Source organism: Rhizobium sp. 01T417, assembly GCF_056398905.1.
Genome location: NZ_JBFTQH010000002.1, coordinates 97617 through 114007, shown reverse-complemented (window position 1 = coordinate 114007; position 16391 = coordinate 97617). Strand labels below are relative to the sequence as shown.

The 16391-nt window shown below is 60.2% G+C and carries 10 protein-coding genes; 9 read left to right on the top strand and 1 reads right to left on the bottom strand.

What is annotated here, in order from left to right; translation table 11 throughout:
- Positions 1–41: 41 nt before the first annotated feature.
- The 7 genes from AC1DPR_RS02695 (at position 42) to AC1DPR_RS02665 (ending at position 6742) form a co-directional block, all read left to right on the top strand.
- Entirely contained in the window at positions 42–1100 is a 1059-nt protein-coding gene (locus AC1DPR_RS02695) for a dipeptidase (protein WP_018858915.1), read from the top strand.
- 49 nt (positions 1101–1149) lie between these two features.
- Positions 1150–2793, top strand: a complete 1644-nt coding sequence (locus AC1DPR_RS02690) for an ABC transporter substrate-binding protein (protein ID WP_113469670.1) — start codon at positions 1150–1152, stop codon at positions 2791–2793.
- 18 nt (positions 2794–2811) lie between these two features.
- Positions 2812–3879, top strand: a complete 1068-nt coding sequence (locus AC1DPR_RS02685; protein ID WP_026372011.1) for an ABC transporter permease — start codon at positions 2812–2814, stop codon at positions 3877–3879.
- Entirely contained in the window at positions 3876–4811 is a 936-nt protein-coding gene (locus AC1DPR_RS02680) for an ABC transporter permease (RefSeq protein ID WP_018858917.1), read from the top strand. The genes AC1DPR_RS02685 and AC1DPR_RS02680 overlap by 4 nt, the downstream gene beginning before the upstream one ends.
- Positions 4808–5641 (top strand): ABC transporter ATP-binding protein, encoded by an 834-nt coding sequence (locus AC1DPR_RS02675; protein ID WP_018858918.1) that lies wholly within the window; start codon positions 4808–4810, stop codon positions 5639–5641. The genes AC1DPR_RS02680 and AC1DPR_RS02675 overlap by 4 nt, the downstream gene beginning before the upstream one ends.
- Entirely contained in the window at positions 5638–6387 is a 750-nt protein-coding gene (locus tag AC1DPR_RS02670; RefSeq protein ID WP_113469669.1) for an ABC transporter ATP-binding protein, read from the top strand. The genes AC1DPR_RS02675 and AC1DPR_RS02670 overlap by 4 nt, the downstream gene beginning before the upstream one ends.
- 160 nt (positions 6388–6547) lie before the next feature.
- Complete coding sequence (locus AC1DPR_RS02665; RefSeq protein ID WP_113469668.1) at positions 6548–6742, top strand: hypothetical protein; 195 nt, start codon at positions 6548–6550, stop codon at positions 6740–6742.
- Positions 6743–7142: 400 nt separating this feature from the next.
- Here the strand turns inward: AC1DPR_RS02665 and AC1DPR_RS02660 are convergent, their stop codons facing one another.
- The gene (locus AC1DPR_RS02660; RefSeq protein ID WP_162763371.1) at positions 7143–7355 is read right to left on the bottom strand and encodes a hypothetical protein; all 213 of its coding nucleotides are present in this window, start codon (positions 7353–7355) and stop codon (positions 7143–7145) included.
- Here AC1DPR_RS02660 and AC1DPR_RS02655 point away from each other — a divergent pair.
- A complete protein-coding gene (locus tag AC1DPR_RS02655) occupies positions 7354–7518 on the top strand; it encodes a DUF1328 domain-containing protein (protein WP_018858923.1) in 165 nt (54 codons plus the stop codon). The two genes, AC1DPR_RS02660 and AC1DPR_RS02655, sit on opposite strands and share 2 nt — an antisense overlap.
- Positions 7519–7871: 353 nt before the next feature.
- A complete protein-coding gene (locus tag AC1DPR_RS02650) occupies positions 7872–16391 on the top strand; it encodes a GH36-type glycosyl hydrolase domain-containing protein (RefSeq protein WP_018858924.1) in 8520 nt (2839 codons plus the stop codon).

Genomic DNA, 16391 nt, shown 5'->3' with positions numbered 1-16391 from the left:
TGCGCTCTTCATATCGCCCGCCCGGGCACACAGGAACGCAGATGCAATTCGTATTCGACGGCCATAACGACGTCCTCCTTCGGCTTTGGACACATGAAAGGGATGGCGGCGATCCAGTCGCTGAATTTTCAAACGGAACAGATTTGGGCCACATAGATGGCCCGCGCGCCAAGGCTGGCGGACTGGCCGGTGGCCTCTGCGCAATCTACGTGCCCTCCGGCGATCTCGTTTTTGCCGATCCCGACAAGAACGGCCACTACGTCACGCCGCTCGCTGCGCCCCTCGAACCGCTGTCCTCGCTGAACATCGCCGCGGAAATGGCCGCCATCGCGCTTCGCCTGGACCGCGCCGGCGCCTGGCGCCTTTGCCGCACGGTAAAGGATATCCGCAAGGCCATGGCTGACGGGCTCTTCGCGGCCGTGATGCACATGGAAGGCTGCGAGGCCATCGGACCTGACCTGGCGGCGCTCGAAGTATTTTATGCCGCCGGCCTGCGCTCGTTGGGACCGGTATGGAGCCGCCACAATATCTTCGGACACGGCGTGCCCTTCGCCTTCCCTATGTCCCCGGACACCGCGCCCGGTCTTACCGAGGCAGGCTTTGCCCTCGTGCGCGAATGCAACCGCCTAGGCATCCTGATCGATCTGGCGCACATCACCGAGAAGGGCTTCTGGGACGTCGCCAAGACGACCGATCAGCCGCTTGTTGCCAGCCATTCCAACGCTCACGCGTTGACGCCAGTCGCCCGCAACCTCACCGACAAGCAGCTCGACGCCATCAGGGAAAGCCGCGGTCTCGTCGGCGTGAACTATGCGACCGCGATGCTGCGCAGCGACGGTCGCTCCGATGGCGATACGCCGCTGATCGATATGGTTCGCCACATCGACTACCTCGTGGAGCGCGTCGGCATCGACTGTGTGGCGCTCGGTTCGGACTTTGACGGCGCGACGATCCCCGAAGAAATAGGGGACGCCGCAGGGAACCAGAAGCTGATTGCCGCCCTCCAGCGCGTTGGCTATGGTGCGCGAGATCTCGAAAAATTGGCCAGCGGGAACTGGCTGAGGATTCTGGCTTCGGCGTGGGGAGAAGAAAACGCCTGAGCCCGCCTAAAGCTTTGCATTGAAATGGAAAACAGGGGAACCAAAAACCATGATAGTCAGCAAATTCAACCGCACATTCCGTCAACTTTCGGCAGGCGCTGCTCTGTCGATCATGATGGCAGTTGCACCGGCCGCTTTCGCGGAAACGCCGAAGGATACGCTGGTCGAAGGCTTTGCCTTCGACGACATCATCACCATGGATCCGGGTGAGGCGTTCGAACTGTCGACGGCCGAAGTCACGAGCAACACCTACAGCTTGCTCGTCCGTCTCGACATGAACGACACGTCCAAGGTCAAGGGCGACCTCGCCGACAGCTGGACGGTATCGGATGATGGACTGACCTACACCTTCAAGCTCAAGCCCGGTTTGAAGTTCGCCTCCGGCAACCCGATCACTGCTGACGACGTCGCATGGTCCTTCGAGCGCGCCGTGAAGCTCGACAAGAGCCCCGCCTTCATCATCACCCAGTTCGGCATCAATGGCGACAACGTCACCGAAAAGGCGAAGGCGACGGATGAAAACACCTTCGTCTTTACCGTCGACAAGCCCTATGCGCCGAGCTTCGTGCTGAACTGCCTGACGGCAACCGTTGCCTCTGTTGTCGACAAGAAGCTCGTTATGGATCACGTCAAGTCCGTGACGCCGAGCGCCGATTACAAGTATGACAACGACTTCGGTAACGAATGGCTGAAGACCGGTTACGCGGGCTCGGGCGTTTTCAAGCTGCGCGAGTGGCGCGCCAATGAAGTTGTCGTGATGGAGCGCAATGACAACTACTACGGCGACAAGGCGAAGCTCAATCGCGTGATCTATCGCTTCATGAAGGAAAGCTCGGCGCAGCGCCTGGCGCTGGAAGCCGGCGATATCGACACCGCCCGCAACCTGGAGCCCGGCGATCTCGATGCAGTCGCCAAGAACGCCGATCTGACGACCGTTAGCGCCCCGAAGGGTACGGTCTATTACGTCAGCCTGAACTCCAAGAACGAAAACCTGAAGAAGCCGGAAGTCCAGGAAGCCTTCAAGTACCTCGTCGACTATGACGCGATTGGTTCGACGCTGATCAAGGGCATCGGCGAAATCCACCAGACCTTCCTGCCGAAAGGCCAGCTCGGTGCGCTGGATGAGAAACCGTATAAGCTCGATGTGGCCAAGGCCAAGGAACTGCTGGCGAAGGCTGGCCTGAAGGACGGCTTCTCGGTGACGATGGACGTTCGCAATACGCAGCCGGTAACGGGTATTGCCGAATCCATGCAGCAGTCGCTCGCCCAGGCTGGCGTCAAGATGGAAATCATCCCCGGCGACGGCAAGCAGACCCTGACGAAGTTCCGCGCGCGTACACACGACATGTACATTGGCCAGTGGGGCTCGGACTATTTCGATCCGAACTCGAATGCCGATACCTTCACCACGAACCCGGACAACTCGGACGCCGGTACCGTCAAGACGCTCGCATGGCGCAACACCTGGGAAGCGCCCGAACTCGACAAGGAAACGAAGGCTGCACTGCTGGAACGTGACGGCGCGAAGCGCGCGGCCATGTACGAGGACATCCAGAAGAAGTTCCTCGCCAACAGCCCCTTCGTGATCATCTTCCAGCAGATCGAAGTGGCAGGCGCCCGCAAGAGCCTCAAGGGCTTCAAACTCGGCCCGAGCTTCGACACCAACTATGTCGGCCCGGTCGGCAAGGAATGATCCGGCAGGATTGATCCGTTGAGCATCGTTGAAACAAAGATGGAGGCACGGCCCAAACGGGGCCGTGCTGTTCCCATTGCCAAGGCGGTCGGGCGATTTCTTGTCGCCGCCGTCACGACTTATCTTGGCCTTCTGGCCGTAACCTTTTTCATCGGCCGCGTCGTACCGATCGATCCCGTCCTTGCCATTCTCGGTGATCGCGCGCCTACGCATGTCGTCGAGCGCGTCCGTCGCGAGCTCGGTTTCGACCTGCCGCTCTACCAGCAGTTCTTTATTTATCTGAAGAGCATCCTGTCGGGTGACTTCGGGACCTCCGTCCTGACCACCAATCCCGTCATGGTCGACATTAAGCGCGTGTTTCCAGCAACGATCGAGCTCGCGACACTCGGGACCATCATCGGCTCGGTCATCGGCGTGCCGCTCGGCGTGCTGGCTGCCGTTCGGCGCGGCAGCGTCGCCGACCAGGTTGTCCGCGTCATAGGTCTGATCGGTTATTCCGTTCCGATCTTCTGGCTTGCGCTGATCTCGCTCGTGATCTTCTACGCGCAATTGCGATGGGTGGCCTTCCCGGGCCGCATCGATATCGTATTCGAGTACAGTTTTACGCCGGTAACTGGCTTCTATCTGATCGACAGCGCCATGCAGGGGCAGTGGGACGTCTTCTACGATGTCTTCCGCCACATCATTCTGCCGGCCTCGCTGCTCGGCTACTTTTCGCTTGCCTATATCAGCCGCATGACGCGCAGCTTCATGCTCAATGAGCTCAGCCAGGAATATGTGGTTGCCGCACGCGCCAAGGGGTTGTCGGAGACCCGAGTGATCTGGGGCCATGCACTGCGCAACGCCGCCGTGCCGCTCGTCACCGTCATCGCGCTTTCCTACGCCGGTCTGCTCGAGGGTTCGGTACTGACAGAGACGGTTTTCTCTTGGCCGGGCATCGGGCTCTACATCACGAATTCCCTTCAGAACGCCGACATGAACGCTGTTCTCGGTGGCACCATCGTCATCGGCACGGTTTTCATCGGCATCAACCTTTTGTCCGATCTTCTTTATCGGACGCTCGACCCTAGGACCCGAAGCCGATGACGGTTCCCGCAAATCAATCGGCGCCGATGAGCCGCCGCGAGTGGCTGCTTTCCGATCGGCCGCAGTCGCGCAGACAGGCGCGATTGGGCCGAGCCTACGTGACCTGGCGCCAGTTCACCGCAAATCGCCTGGCCGTCGTCGGTTTGCTGATCATCATCGCCCTCCTGTTCGTGGCTGCGTTTGCGAACGTGCTGGCAACCCATTCGCCTATCGTTGGCGACCTGAAGAATGCGCGTCTTCTGCCGCCCGGCTCTGAGGGCTACTGGCTTGGCACAGACGACCAGGGCCGTGATATCTATTCGCGCCTTGTCTATGGCGCCCGCTTGACGTTGCTGGTCGTCGTTCTCGTTGCTGCCATCTCGGCGCCGATCGGTCTGATCGTCGGTACGGTGTCGGGCTACGCTGGCGGCTGGGTCGACGCCACGCTGATGCGCATCACCGATATCTTCCTGGCTTTCCCCAAGCTGGTTCTGGCCCTCGCCTTCGTTGCGGCGCTCGGACCCGGTATCCAGAACGCGATCATCGCGATTGCGATTACATCTTGGCCGCCCTACGCTCGCATTGCACGCGCGGAAACGCTGACCGTTCGTCGCTCTGACTACATCTCCGCGGTCAAGCTGATGGGCGCATCGCCTCTGCGGATTGTGGTCCGGCATGTGATGCCGCTTTGTCTTTCCTCGCTCATCGTGCGCGTGACGCTCGATATGGCTGGCATCATCCTGACAGCCGCCGGTCTCGGTTTCCTCGGTCTCGGCGCGCAGCCCCCGCTTCCGGAATGGGGCGCAATGATCGCGTCTGGCCGGCGTTTCATCCTGGACCAGTGGTGGGTGGCAGCCATGCCGGGCTTTGCGATTCTCATCGTCAGCCTCGGCTTCAATCTTCTCGGCGACGGCCTGCGCGATGCGCTCGACCCCAAGGAGAGCGGCCAATGACCGATCTCCTCACCGTTCAAAACCTCAAGGTCAGCTATCCCACACGCACGGGCGTGATCGAAGCCGTTCGCGGCGTCTCGTTCACCCTTGGCAAGGAACGCCTCGGCATCGTCGGCGAATCTGGTTCCGGCAAGTCCCAGACGGGGCGCGCCATTATGGGCCTGACGCCGAAGCACGGCATCGTGTCGGCCGACAAGCTGGATTTCAACGGCATCGATCTTCTCGCCACATCCGCCAAGCAACGTCGGCAACTGCGCGGGAAGCGCATCGCGATGGTCCTGCAGGATCCGAAATATTCACTCGATCCCGTCATGTCGATTGGCCGGCAGATCTGCGAAACGCTGAGGACGCACGAGAAAGTCGGCAAGGCGGAGGCGCGCGACCGCGCTCTCGCGATGTTGGAGGCAGTGCAGATCCGCGATCCGAAGCGAGTGTTCGACCTCTATCCGCACGAGGTCTCGGGCGGCATGGGTCAGCGCGCCATGATCGCCATGATGCTGATCGCCGATCCGGAACTGTTGATTGCCGACGAACCGACCTCCGCACTGGATGTCACGGTTCAGCTCGACGTCCTCAGGATTATGGACCGGCTTGTGTCGGAGCGCGGCATGGGGCTGATCTTCGTGTCTCACGATCTGCGTCTTGTGTCGTCCTTCTGCGACCGAGTCATTGTTATGTATGCCGGCAAGGTCGTCGAGGAACTCAAGGCATCCGATCTCAAGAATGCGCGCCACCCGTACACGCAGGGCCTGTTGAACTGCATGCCCCAAATCGGAGAAAGCAGGCATCCCCTGCCGGTTCTGGATCGCAAGCCGGAGTGGGCCGCATGAGCATTGCACTTTCTGTCGACAAGCTGAGCGTGATCTATGATCACTTCCACGCCCTGAAGGACGTCAGCGTCGATATCGAGACCGGCGAGTCATTCGGCCTGGTCGGCGAATCCGGATCCGGAAAATCGACGCTGCTCCGTGCCGTTGCCGGCTTGGCGCCGGTAGCAAGCGGTTCCATCAAGATCCATGGCGATCCGCTCGTCGGCACGAAGCGATCGAAGGCCTTTTACAGGCAGGTGCAGATGGTCTTCCAGGATCCATACGGATCCCTGCACCCGCGCCAGACCATCGATCGCCTCCTGCTCGAGCCGCTGGCAATCCACGGCATCAGCGACAGCGACACGCGGATCGCGCGCGCCCTCGACGAGGTCGGACTTGGAAACGGCTTCCGCTTCCGCTACCCGCACCAGCTTTCCGGCGGTCAGCGCCAACGCGTTGCGATCGCCCGTGCGTTGATTGTCGAGCCCTCCATCCTCTTGCTTGACGAGCCGACCTCGGCGCTTGACGCTTCCGTGCAAGCCGAGGTTCTGAACCTCCTCGAACAAGTGCGGCGTGATCGCAATCTGACCTTCGTTATGGTCAGCCATGATCTCGGCGTCGTCACCCATATGTGCGATCGCCTTGCTGTGATGCGAAATGGGACCGTCGTCGAGCGCCTGACCTCGGCCCAGCTGGCGCAGGCGGCCGTGACCGAGGACTACACGCGAAATTTGATGGTTGCCAGCAAGGGTTTCGTCAAAGCCTGAAAGGCAATCCTTTTAACGAATTGATTTTGCTGAGGCTCGCCGGGCCTCAGCGTTAACAATTAGCTAAAACACGACCATTCAACTAGACTATTGACACTCGCCTTACTTCTGTCATGATCCGGTTAACGCCCGTTAATTTTCGTGATCATGGAGATCAGGCATGTTTTTTCTCGGCGGCATGACCATGGGATACCTGCACCCCCCGGCCAAGACCGATAGAGAAGCTGCAACCACGACATCCATTCCCGCGGAGAAGGATCGGCGGCTTTTGGAAACACAGGTGGCAACGGTCAAGCCGCACCAGGGTGCAATAGAGGACCGTTCCTTGCTTTGGGCGTGGCGAACCCTCGTCTGATCACCGGAGGCAGATTTTTTATCGCGCACTGGCAGGACAGAATTTTATCTCTACTTATCAGATAGAGAAAATACGAAAATACGATCTACAAAAAAGAAAAGCGGAGAAAACGGAGGCAGCACATGGCAGATCTGGGTATCTCGCACGCTCATGTAAATCAGTATCGTCCCGCGCAGACCGCGCGACCGGCCACGAGGCGCGGCAAGATTCAGCTTGTTGTTCACGCTACGCTTGTTACGGCGGCATTTGTCTTCGTTGCTGCTCTCGTCTTTGGCATCTTAGGATAAGGCAAGAGCGCTGCGGCTGCTGCGCTGAAGATGCCGCTTCGGGAACCATCCGTTCCCCCGTTCATTCCCTTAGCACACTCGATGTGAGAAGGAGAATGACGATGAAAGGCATTTTACTCTGGTTGATCGGCATCCCAATCCCTGTGATTATTCTGCTCTATCTCTTCCATGCCTTTTAGAGCGGCGTTCTTTTCCCAGATTTTTGTGAAGGCGCGTCCATCTCGGCGCGCCTTTTTCGTTGACGGATCCAGCGGGCCTGAAGTTCCGACGGAACCAATAAGGCGACCTGCCGTTATTTGAGCAGCAAAAACAAAGGAGATCGCCATGCTTTACTATGCACTCGTATTTCTCGTAGTGGCGCTCATTGCCGGCGTATTGGGCTTCGGCGGTATTGCAGGTGCATCCGCATCCATCGCCCAGGTTCTTTTCTTCCTGTTCCTGATCCTTTTCGTTGTCTCGCTGATCATGCGCCTCGTGCGTCGCACCTGAGGACGAATAATATAGGAGTTGAAAGCCGGCGCTCTTGAGCGCCGGTTTTTTCGTCGGCACGCGAGATTAGCCGAGCGAGCTCCGCATCCTTTGAAACATCTTGACTTGAATTATCGCAATGGTGTCCAACTTTCCCGGAATGGCTTCAGAAGGGTGGAGGGCGCAGCGGAGCCGTTAACGCAAATAGCCCACACAGGTCGCGTTTAAACCGATTCGCATCGTCGGTTGATCGTCGTTTTGATTGTGTTGTCCGGGATCAAGAAACCCCGGCGCTGTTCATGCGGCAGTCATATTTGGCAGTGCAAAAGGCTACGCAAATCATCATAACTTTGCTTGGATCCAGAACCGAACCCATGTCAATTTCCGCCACGTCTCCGAGCCCGTCCCGCGAGTCCGAACCGAAGCAGATCGACCACAACGACTCGATCCGCTCGACCTACCTTTCCATCGAGAACATCAAGGCGATGGCCGCCACCGTGGCCGCCCGCGGCGTCGACTCGCTGCCCGCCTTTGCGCCCTTCGATTTCTTCGCGCGGCATAAGGAAAACGAGAAGGAGATCCTGCGGGTCTACCGCACCACGGCAACGGACGTGGAATCCGGGGAAACGATCACCCCCGCGGCGGAATGGCTGCTCGATAACCACTACATCGTTGAGGAAGCGATCCAAGAGATCCGTCGCGACTTCCCGCGGCGCTTCTATCGGGAACTGCCGACGATCAACGTGAACGGCGTCCAGATCCCACGCACCCTGGCGTTGGCTTGGCTTTATGTTGCCCACACTCAAAGCACGATTTCGCAGGAAAGCCTGACGGCCCTTGTCGATGGCTTCCAGCAGGGTGAAACGCTGAGGATCGGTGAGCTCTGGGCGCTGCCATCGCTCGTGCGCTACGTGCTCGTTGAAAACCTGCGCCGTATTTCGATCCGCGTCGAACGCAGCCGCCGGATGCGCCGGCGCGCCAATGAGGCTGCAGATGAGCTTGTGCGGCTGACGGAGCCGGCACAGGCGGCCGACTATCTCAGGTCGCTCGAGTCGCTCGCCGAAGACAACACCTTCGCGACGCAGTTCCTCTACCGCATGCGCGATGGCTCGCAGGCGTCGAGCGTGGCGATCGCATGGCTGGACGAACGCCTTGAAGCGCTCGGTCGCGACACCGAAGAGACGACGATGGCGGAGCACAGCCGCCTGTCCTCCGGCAACGTCACCATGGGCAACATCATTCGCAGCCTTCGCGAGATCGACGACACCGAGTGGTCGGTCTGGGTTGAACAGGTCAGCCACGTCGACAAGCTGCTCTGGGATCATTCCGACTACGGCGATCTCGATTCCGGCTCACGCAACAAGTATCGCAAGCAGATCGAAAAACTCGCCAAGCGCTCGCAGCTCTCGGAAATGGAGATCGCCCAGCTGGCGCTCGACATGACCGAGGAGGCGAAGGCCTCCGACGAGCCGCAACCGCACGAACCAAACGTCGGCGGCTTCCTGACCGGCGCCCAAAGACCCAAGCTCGAAGCGCGATCGAACTATCGCCCAACTCTGACCCAGCATTTCGTCCGCACGGTCCGCCGATTCAACTGGCTATCGATCGCCGTTCCGGTGATCCTGCTCACCATCATCGCCATGGCGATTGTTGGGAAGTTCATGGCGCATGCGGGCATGGGACCACTTGAGATCGCAATCCTGCTGATCATGTTCTCCCTTCCGGCTTCGGAAGGAGCAACCGGTCTCTTCAACACTGTGCTGTCGTTTTTCGTCACACCGGCCCGCTTGGTCGGCTACGAGTTCAAGGAGGGCATCCCCGAGGAAGCCCGTACGCTTCTGGTCGTTCCCTGCCTCATCTCGAACCGCGACAGCGTCGATGAGCTGGTCCGCAATCTGGAAGTTCATTATCTCGCGAATCCGCGCGGCGAAATCTACTTCGCACTGCTCAGCGACTGGCCGGACAGCCAAGTCGAGGAAACCTCGGCCGATCTCGAGGTTCTGGACTATGCCCGCCGCGAGGTCGCGAACCTCTCGGCACGCTATGCCTTCGACGGCAAGACACGCTTCTACCTCTTGCACCGCCGTCGTCTTTACAATCCATCCGAGGGCGCATGGATGGGATGGGAGCGCAAGCGCGGCAAGCTGCACGAATTGAACCTGCTGCTTCGCGGCGACCGCGATACGACCTACCTTCCCGGTGCAAATATCGTACCGGCAAACATTCAGTACGTGATGACGCTCGATGCCGACACCCGCCTCATGCGCGATACGGTCACGAAGCTCGCTGGCAAGCTTTACCATCCGATCAACCGTCCGGTCATCAATCCGGCCACGGGTCGCGTCGAAAGCGGCTACGGCGTGCTGCAGCCGCGTGTCACCCCATCGCTGACAACAGGCAAGGATGCATCGGTCTTCCAACGTGTCTTCTCGATCAACCGCGGCCTCGACCCATACGTCTTCACCGTCTCCGACGTCTATCAGGATCTGGCAGGTGAGGGCACGTTCACCGGCAAGGGCCTCTATCATGTCGACGCCTTCGAAGGATCCTTGAAGGGTCGCATCGAGGAAAACTCGGTGCTCAGCCACGATTTGCTCGAGGGCTCGATGGCCCGGTGCGCGCTCGTCACCGATCTAGAACTCGTCGAAGATTTCCCGACCCGCTACGAGGTCGAAACGTCGCGCCAGCATCGCTGGGCGCGTGGCGACTGGCAGCTGCTGCCGTACATGTTCAACCCGACGCACGGTGTGACCGGGCTCGGCCGCTGGAAGATGTTCGATAACCTGCGGCGCTCTTTGACGCCGATCGCATGGTTCTTCGCTTCGGTGCTCGGCTGGTATTTCATGAGCCCGCTCGGCGCGCTCGTCTGGCAGATCCTCTTGATTTTCTGCCTTTTCGTCGCTCCGACCCTCTCGCTGATCCACGGCATCATTCCACGCAGCAGCGATATCGTCGCCAGTGCTCACCTTTACACGGTCTGGTCCGATATTCGCGCGGCCAACGCTCAGGTAGCCTTGCGGATCGTGTTCATCGCCGATTCCGCTTGCATGATGGCTGATGCCATCGGTCGCTCGCTCTATCGCCTGCTTTTCAGCCACAAACTGATGCTGCAGTGGCGAACGGCAGCCAGCGTCCAGGCCGGCAAGCAGGGAACGATCCCGTCTTACTACAAGGCAATGTGGCACGCGCCGGTGCTGGCCCTCCTCGCACTCGGTTTAGCGGCCCTCTCCGGCGACAACGCCTACCTCGTCGGCGTTCCTTTCGCGTTCCTGTGGATCATCTCGCCGCTGGTCGCCTACTATGTCAGCCAGTCCGCCGAGACCGAGGACCGGCTTGAGGTTGCCGATTCCGTTTCCAGCGAGCTCCGCAAGATCGCGCGCCGCACCTGGCGCTATTTCGCGACGTTCACCACCGCCGAGCAGAACTATCTACCGCCGGACAACGTTCAGGAAACGCCGCACGTGATCGTGGCGACGCGCACGTCGCCGACCAACATCGGGGTCTACCTGCTGTCGGTCGTCTCGGGCCGCCATTTCGGTTGGTTCTCTTTCGAGGAAACCATAGAGCGGCTCGAACAGACGATCGCAACAATCGACAAGATGGAGAAATTCCGCGGGCATCTCTTCAACTGGTATCACACGGATACGCTGGAGACGCTTGGACCGCGTTATGTTTCCGCAGTCGACAGCGGCAACCTCGCCGGCCACCTGATCGCGATCTCGTCTGCCTGCCGCAACTGGGCGGAAGCGCCTTCGGCCCATATGCAGGGCAATCTCGATGGCGTCGGCGATACTGCCGGCATCCTCGCGGAAGTGCTGTCGGAGCTGCCGGACGATCGCAAGACGGTCCGTCCGCTGCGCCGTCGCCTGGAGGAACGCATCATCGGCTTCCAGAATGCGTTGGCTGCGGTAAAGCGCGAGCATGAGTTCGCATCCATCCGCATCATCAACCTGGCCGTACTGGCGCGCGACATTCAGAAGCTCGCGGCCAACCTCGATCACGAGGTGAAGTCTGCGCTGAGCGCCGAAGTCACGCGCTGGGCTGAGTCTCTGGTCAAGGTCTGCGAAGCCCACATTTCAGATAGCACCTTCGATCTGTCCAACATCGATGCGTTGCGTCCGCGCCTGATTGCCTTGCGTGACAAGGCCCGCGACCTCGCCTTCTCGATGGATTTCGGCTTCCTGTTCCGACCCGAGCGGCGCCTGCTCTCGATCGGATATCGCGTCGAAAGCGGCGAGCTCGATCAGGCCTGCTACGACCTCCTGGCGTCCGAATGCCGGCTCACCAGCCTGTTCGGCATCGCCAAGGGCGATCTGCCGACGGAACATTGGTACCGCCTCGGCCGCCAGGTCGTCCCGGTTGGCTCGCGCGGTGCGCTTGTCTCCTGGTCCGGCTCGATGTTCGAATACCTCATGCCACCGCTCGTCATGCAGGAGCGTGGCGGCGGTATCCTCAACCAGACCAACAATCTGGTCGTGGTCGAGCAGATGAACCATGCGCGCAAGCTGGGGATTCCGTGGGGTATTTCGGAAGCGGCATTCAATGCCCGCGACCATAACCTGAATTACCAGTACACCAACTTCGGCGTACCGTCGCTCGGCCTGAAGCGTGGCCTCGGCCACAACGCAGTCATCGCGCCCTATGCGTCGATCCTTGCCAGCCAGTACGATCCTGACGCGGCGCTTGAGAACCTGCAGCGTCTGCGCAAGCTCGGTGCGCTCGGCAAGTTCGGCTTCCACGACGCCGTGGACTTTACGCCGACGCGCCTGCCGGAAGGCAAGACTTGCGCGGTCGTCTATAACTACTATGCTCACCACCACGGCATGTCGATCGCCGCGGTCGCGAACGTTGCCTTCAACGGCCATCTGCGCGAACTATTCCACTCGGATCCAGTGATCGAGGCTGCCGAGCTCCTTCTTCAAGAGAAGGCACCGAGGGATATTCCGGTCATGAGCGGCAAGCACGAGTCCGATACCCCAGCCAGCATCCAGGACGATCTCTTGCGCCCTGAACTGCGCAAGATCTACGACCCCGCCTCGCGCGATCGCGAGCTGGTCTTCCTCTCGAACGGCCACTACTCTCTGATGCTGACCGCAACGGGCGCCGGCTATTCGCGGTGGAACGGCCAGTCGGTCGCCCGCTGGAAAGCCGACCCGACAGAGGATCGCTGGGGCACCTTTATCTTCCTTCGCGATACGGCAACCAACGAATGGTGGTCGACAACGGCGGAGCCAAAGAGTGTCGAAGGCGAACAAGCTAAGGTTCTCTTCGCCGACGAAAAGGCGGAGTTCACCAAGACTGTCGGAGATATCACCAGCGAAGTCGAATGCATCGTTGCGACCGAGCATGATGCCGAGGCTCGACGCCTGACGCTCGTCAACACCGGAACGGAAGATCGCTTCATCGAGGTGACGTCGTATCTCGAACCGGTTCTGGCGACGGACGATGTCGATAACGCCCATCCGGCATTTGCGAGGATGTTCGTCAAGACGGAGATCGGCAAGCGTGGTGACGTCATCCGGGTCGAGCGCAACAAGCGTGATCCGAACGAGCCGAATATGGCCGTTGCCCACCTTATCGTCGACAACTCCGGCTCGACGCGGGACACGGAGTTCGAAACCGATCGCCGCAAGTTCCTCGGTCGGGGACGCAGCCTCGCAAACGCTGCTGCCTTCGATCCGGGCGCGACCCTTTCCGGCACGGACGGCTTCACCCTTGATCCGGTTCTCTCGCTTCGCCGCATCGTCCGCGTACCGCCCGGCAAGAAGGTCACGGTCACTTTCTGGACCATTGCCGCCCCGAGCCGCAATGAGGTGGACCAGGCAGTTGATCGCTACCGCCACGCCGACGCCTTCAACAACGAGCTCGTCCAGGCCTGGACCCGCACGCAGGTGCAGATGCGCCACGTCGGTGTCACGTCGCAGCAGGCAGCAGCCTTCCAGCACCTCGGCCGCCACCTGGTTTATCCGGATATGTATTTGCGAGCCGATGCTGCCGCGGTCGCGGCCGGGATGCAGTCGCAGTCGTCGCTTTGGCCGCTTGCGATCTCAGGCGATTTCCCGATCTTCACGTTGCGCGTCAACGATGACATGGATCTCGAAATCGTCAGGGAGGCCTTGCTTGCGCAGGAATACCTGCGCTCGCGCGGCGTCACCGCCGACTTGGTCATCATGAACGAGCGCGCGTCGTCCTACGCACAGGACATGCAGCACGCCGTCGACCAGATGGCCGAGAATGTCCGCCGCTTGGGTCAGGCCGATGGCTTGCGCCAGCACATCTTCACGGTCCGCAAGGATCTGATGGAAGAATCGACGTATCACGCGCTGATCTCGGCCTCCCGCGTGACGCTCCATGCCAAGAACGGCAAGATTATCGATCAGATCAATCGTGCCGCCGCACTCTTTTCTCCAAGCAAGGAAGAGCAGCAGGAACTGGAGCGCGCCGATCGCACGAGGACGTCAATCAAGCGGAGCGCCCCGAAACGCGCCGCACGGCCATCGAAGGTGGTCATCGAGGAAGAAGGCGATCTCAACTACTGGAACGGCATCGGCGGTTTTGCCGGCGACGGTCGCGAATACGTCGTGCGCCTTCCCGGGGGCCACGCAACGCCGCATCCGTGGATCAATGTAATCTCGAACGAAAAGTTCGGCTTCCATGTCTCCGCGGAAGGTGCGGGGTTCACCTGGAGCGCAAACTCCCGCGATTATCAGCTGACGTCGTGGTCGAATGATGCAGTCATCAACCGCGCCGGTGAAGCGATCTACGTCGTCGATCAAGATAGCGGCGCGGTCATGACCCCGTTCGCAAACCTCTCAGATCGCCAAGACATACGATTCGAAGCGCGACATGGTCTGGGCTATTCGGCCTTCTCCAGCGTCCAGAACGAGATCGCACTCGAGGTTACGCAGACCGTCGATCGCGAGAAACCGGTCAAGTTGCAGCGAATCCGGCTACGCAATACAGGCTCCAAGCCAAGAAAGCTGCGGATCTACGGCTACGTCGAATGGATTCTCGGCAACAATTCGCAAAAGTCCGCACCGTTCATCCTCTCGGAACACGACGCGGAAACCGGAGCGCTGTTTGCAAGCAATAACTACAGCATCGACTATTCCGGTCGTGTCGCTTTCTTTGTGGCCAGCGAGAAACCATCGAGCTTTACCGCCAGCCGCCGGGAATTCATCGGCAAGACAGGTACGATCCAGGCACCGCGTGCACTGAGCTTGGGAACTAGCCTTTCAGGCGCTACAGAACTCGACGGCGACCCGGCAGCGGTTCTGGCGTTCGATATCGAGATCGCACCGGACGAGGAGCGCGACGTCTGCTTCTTCCTCGGCGATACCAAGACGAAGGCGGAAGCGCGGGCGGTGATCAACGATATCCGCAAGGTCGCCTTTGACGACGTTGTCCAGGCAAATCGTTCGTTCTGGCAGGCGTTCACCGGAAAGGTGCAGGTTTCCACGCCCGATCAGGGCATGAACAATCTGATCAACACGTGGCTCCCCTACCAGAGCCTCGGCTGCCGCATCATGGCGCGCACGGCCTTCTATCAGGCAAGCGGTGCCTTCGGCTTCCGCGATCAGCTGCAGGACACGTTGGCATTCGTCATCCATGAGCCGTCGATTGCTCGCAAGCAGATCCTGAACGCCGCCTCGCGTCAATTCCGCGAGGGCGATGTGCAGCACTGGTGGCTGCCAGGCACTGGTGCCGGCGTTCGGACGATGATTTCAGACGACGTGGTTTGGCTCGCTTACGCGATCCATCACTATTGCAGCGTTACGGGAGACAAGAGCGTCCTCGACGAACAGCTCGCTTTCCTCGAAGGGCCGGCACTCCTCGAAGGGCAGCACGACTCCTTCTATCTGCCGGAAGTCTCCGAAGACAAGGTGAGCGTTTACGAACACGCGGCCCTCGCGCTCGATCTCGCCATCGCCCGAACAGGCAAGAACGGCCTGCCGCTCTTCCTCGGAGGCGACTGGAACGACGGCATGAACCGCGTCGGTATTGGCGGACAGGGCACCAGTGTGTGGCTTGGCTGGTTCCTGGCGGGCGCGCTCCGTTCATTCTCGGCGTATGCTGAGGAACGCGGCGACAAGGCGCGCGTCGAGCGGTGGACACAGCACCTGACCACCCTCAAGGCCGCACTCGAGACCGTTGCCTGGGATGGCGCTCACTACCGGCGTGGCACGTTCGACGACGGCAGCTTGCTTGGCTCCAAGGAAAGCCTCGAATGCCAGATCGATTCCATCGCCCAATCCTGGAGCGTGCTATCAGGGGAGGGAGATCCGGCGCACTCGGCGAAGGCGATGAATTCCGTGCTGGAGAAATTGGTCGATCCGGAAGCGCGGATCATCCGGCTCTTCACGCCGCCCTTTGCAAACTCGGCTAAGGATCCTGGTTACATCAAGGCCTACCCGCCGGGTGTTCGTGAAAACGGCGGGCAATACACCCATGCCGCGACCTGGGTTGTGCTGGCACTGGCTGAACTTGGCCGCGGCGATGATGCCCTCCGTTGCTTCGATCTGCTCAATCCGATCAGCCATGCGCGCGATCCGGCTTCGGCGGAACACTATCGCGTCGAACCCTACATCATCGCAGCTGACGTCTACGGTGAGGGCGCGCTCAGCGGGCGCGGCGGTTGGACCTGGTATACTGGCTCGGCCGGTTGGCTCTACCGCTCGGTGATCGAGGGCATCCTCGGCATCAGGGTGAGGGATGGCCGCTTGTACGTGCGTCCAGCACTGGCAAGCACATGGGACGGCTTCTCCGCCGATATTGAACGCGCAGGTGCTAAATACCTCATTTCGGTCTCAAAATCGTCCCATCCGAGGGGTTACGATGTGACCATCAACGGACGCGAAGTCACCGATCCCGACGAGGGATATCCGGTCGGATAA

What these genes read in the sequence shown, in the direction of transcription:
- AC1DPR_RS02670 (WP_113469669.1), top strand. Translation starts at nt 5,638, where the DNA reads ATGAGCATTGCACTTTCTGTCGACAAGCTGAGCGTGATCTATGATCAC.
- AC1DPR_RS02695 (WP_018858915.1), top strand. Translation starts at nt 42, where the DNA reads ATGCAATTCGTATTCGACGGCCATAACGACGTCCTCCTTCGGCTTTGG.
- AC1DPR_RS02665 (WP_113469668.1), top strand. Translation starts at nt 6,548, where the DNA reads ATGTTTTTTCTCGGCGGCATGACCATGGGATACCTGCACCCCCCGGCC.
- AC1DPR_RS02650 (WP_018858924.1), top strand. Translation starts at nt 7,872, where the DNA reads ATGTCAATTTCCGCCACGTCTCCGAGCCCGTCCCGCGAGTCCGAACCG.
- AC1DPR_RS02675 (WP_018858918.1), top strand. Translation starts at nt 4,808, where the DNA reads ATGACCGATCTCCTCACCGTTCAAAACCTCAAGGTCAGCTATCCCACA.
- AC1DPR_RS02680 (WP_018858917.1), top strand. Translation starts at nt 3,876, where the DNA reads ATGACGGTTCCCGCAAATCAATCGGCGCCGATGAGCCGCCGCGAGTGG.
- AC1DPR_RS02655 (WP_018858923.1), top strand. Translation starts at nt 7,354, where the DNA reads ATGCTTTACTATGCACTCGTATTTCTCGTAGTGGCGCTCATTGCCGGC.
- AC1DPR_RS02690 (WP_113469670.1), top strand. Translation starts at nt 1,150, where the DNA reads ATGATAGTCAGCAAATTCAACCGCACATTCCGTCAACTTTCGGCAGGC.
- AC1DPR_RS02660 (WP_162763371.1), bottom strand. Translation starts at nt 7,355, where the DNA reads ATGGCGATCTCCTTTGTTTTTGCTGCTCAAATAACGGCAGGTCGCCTT.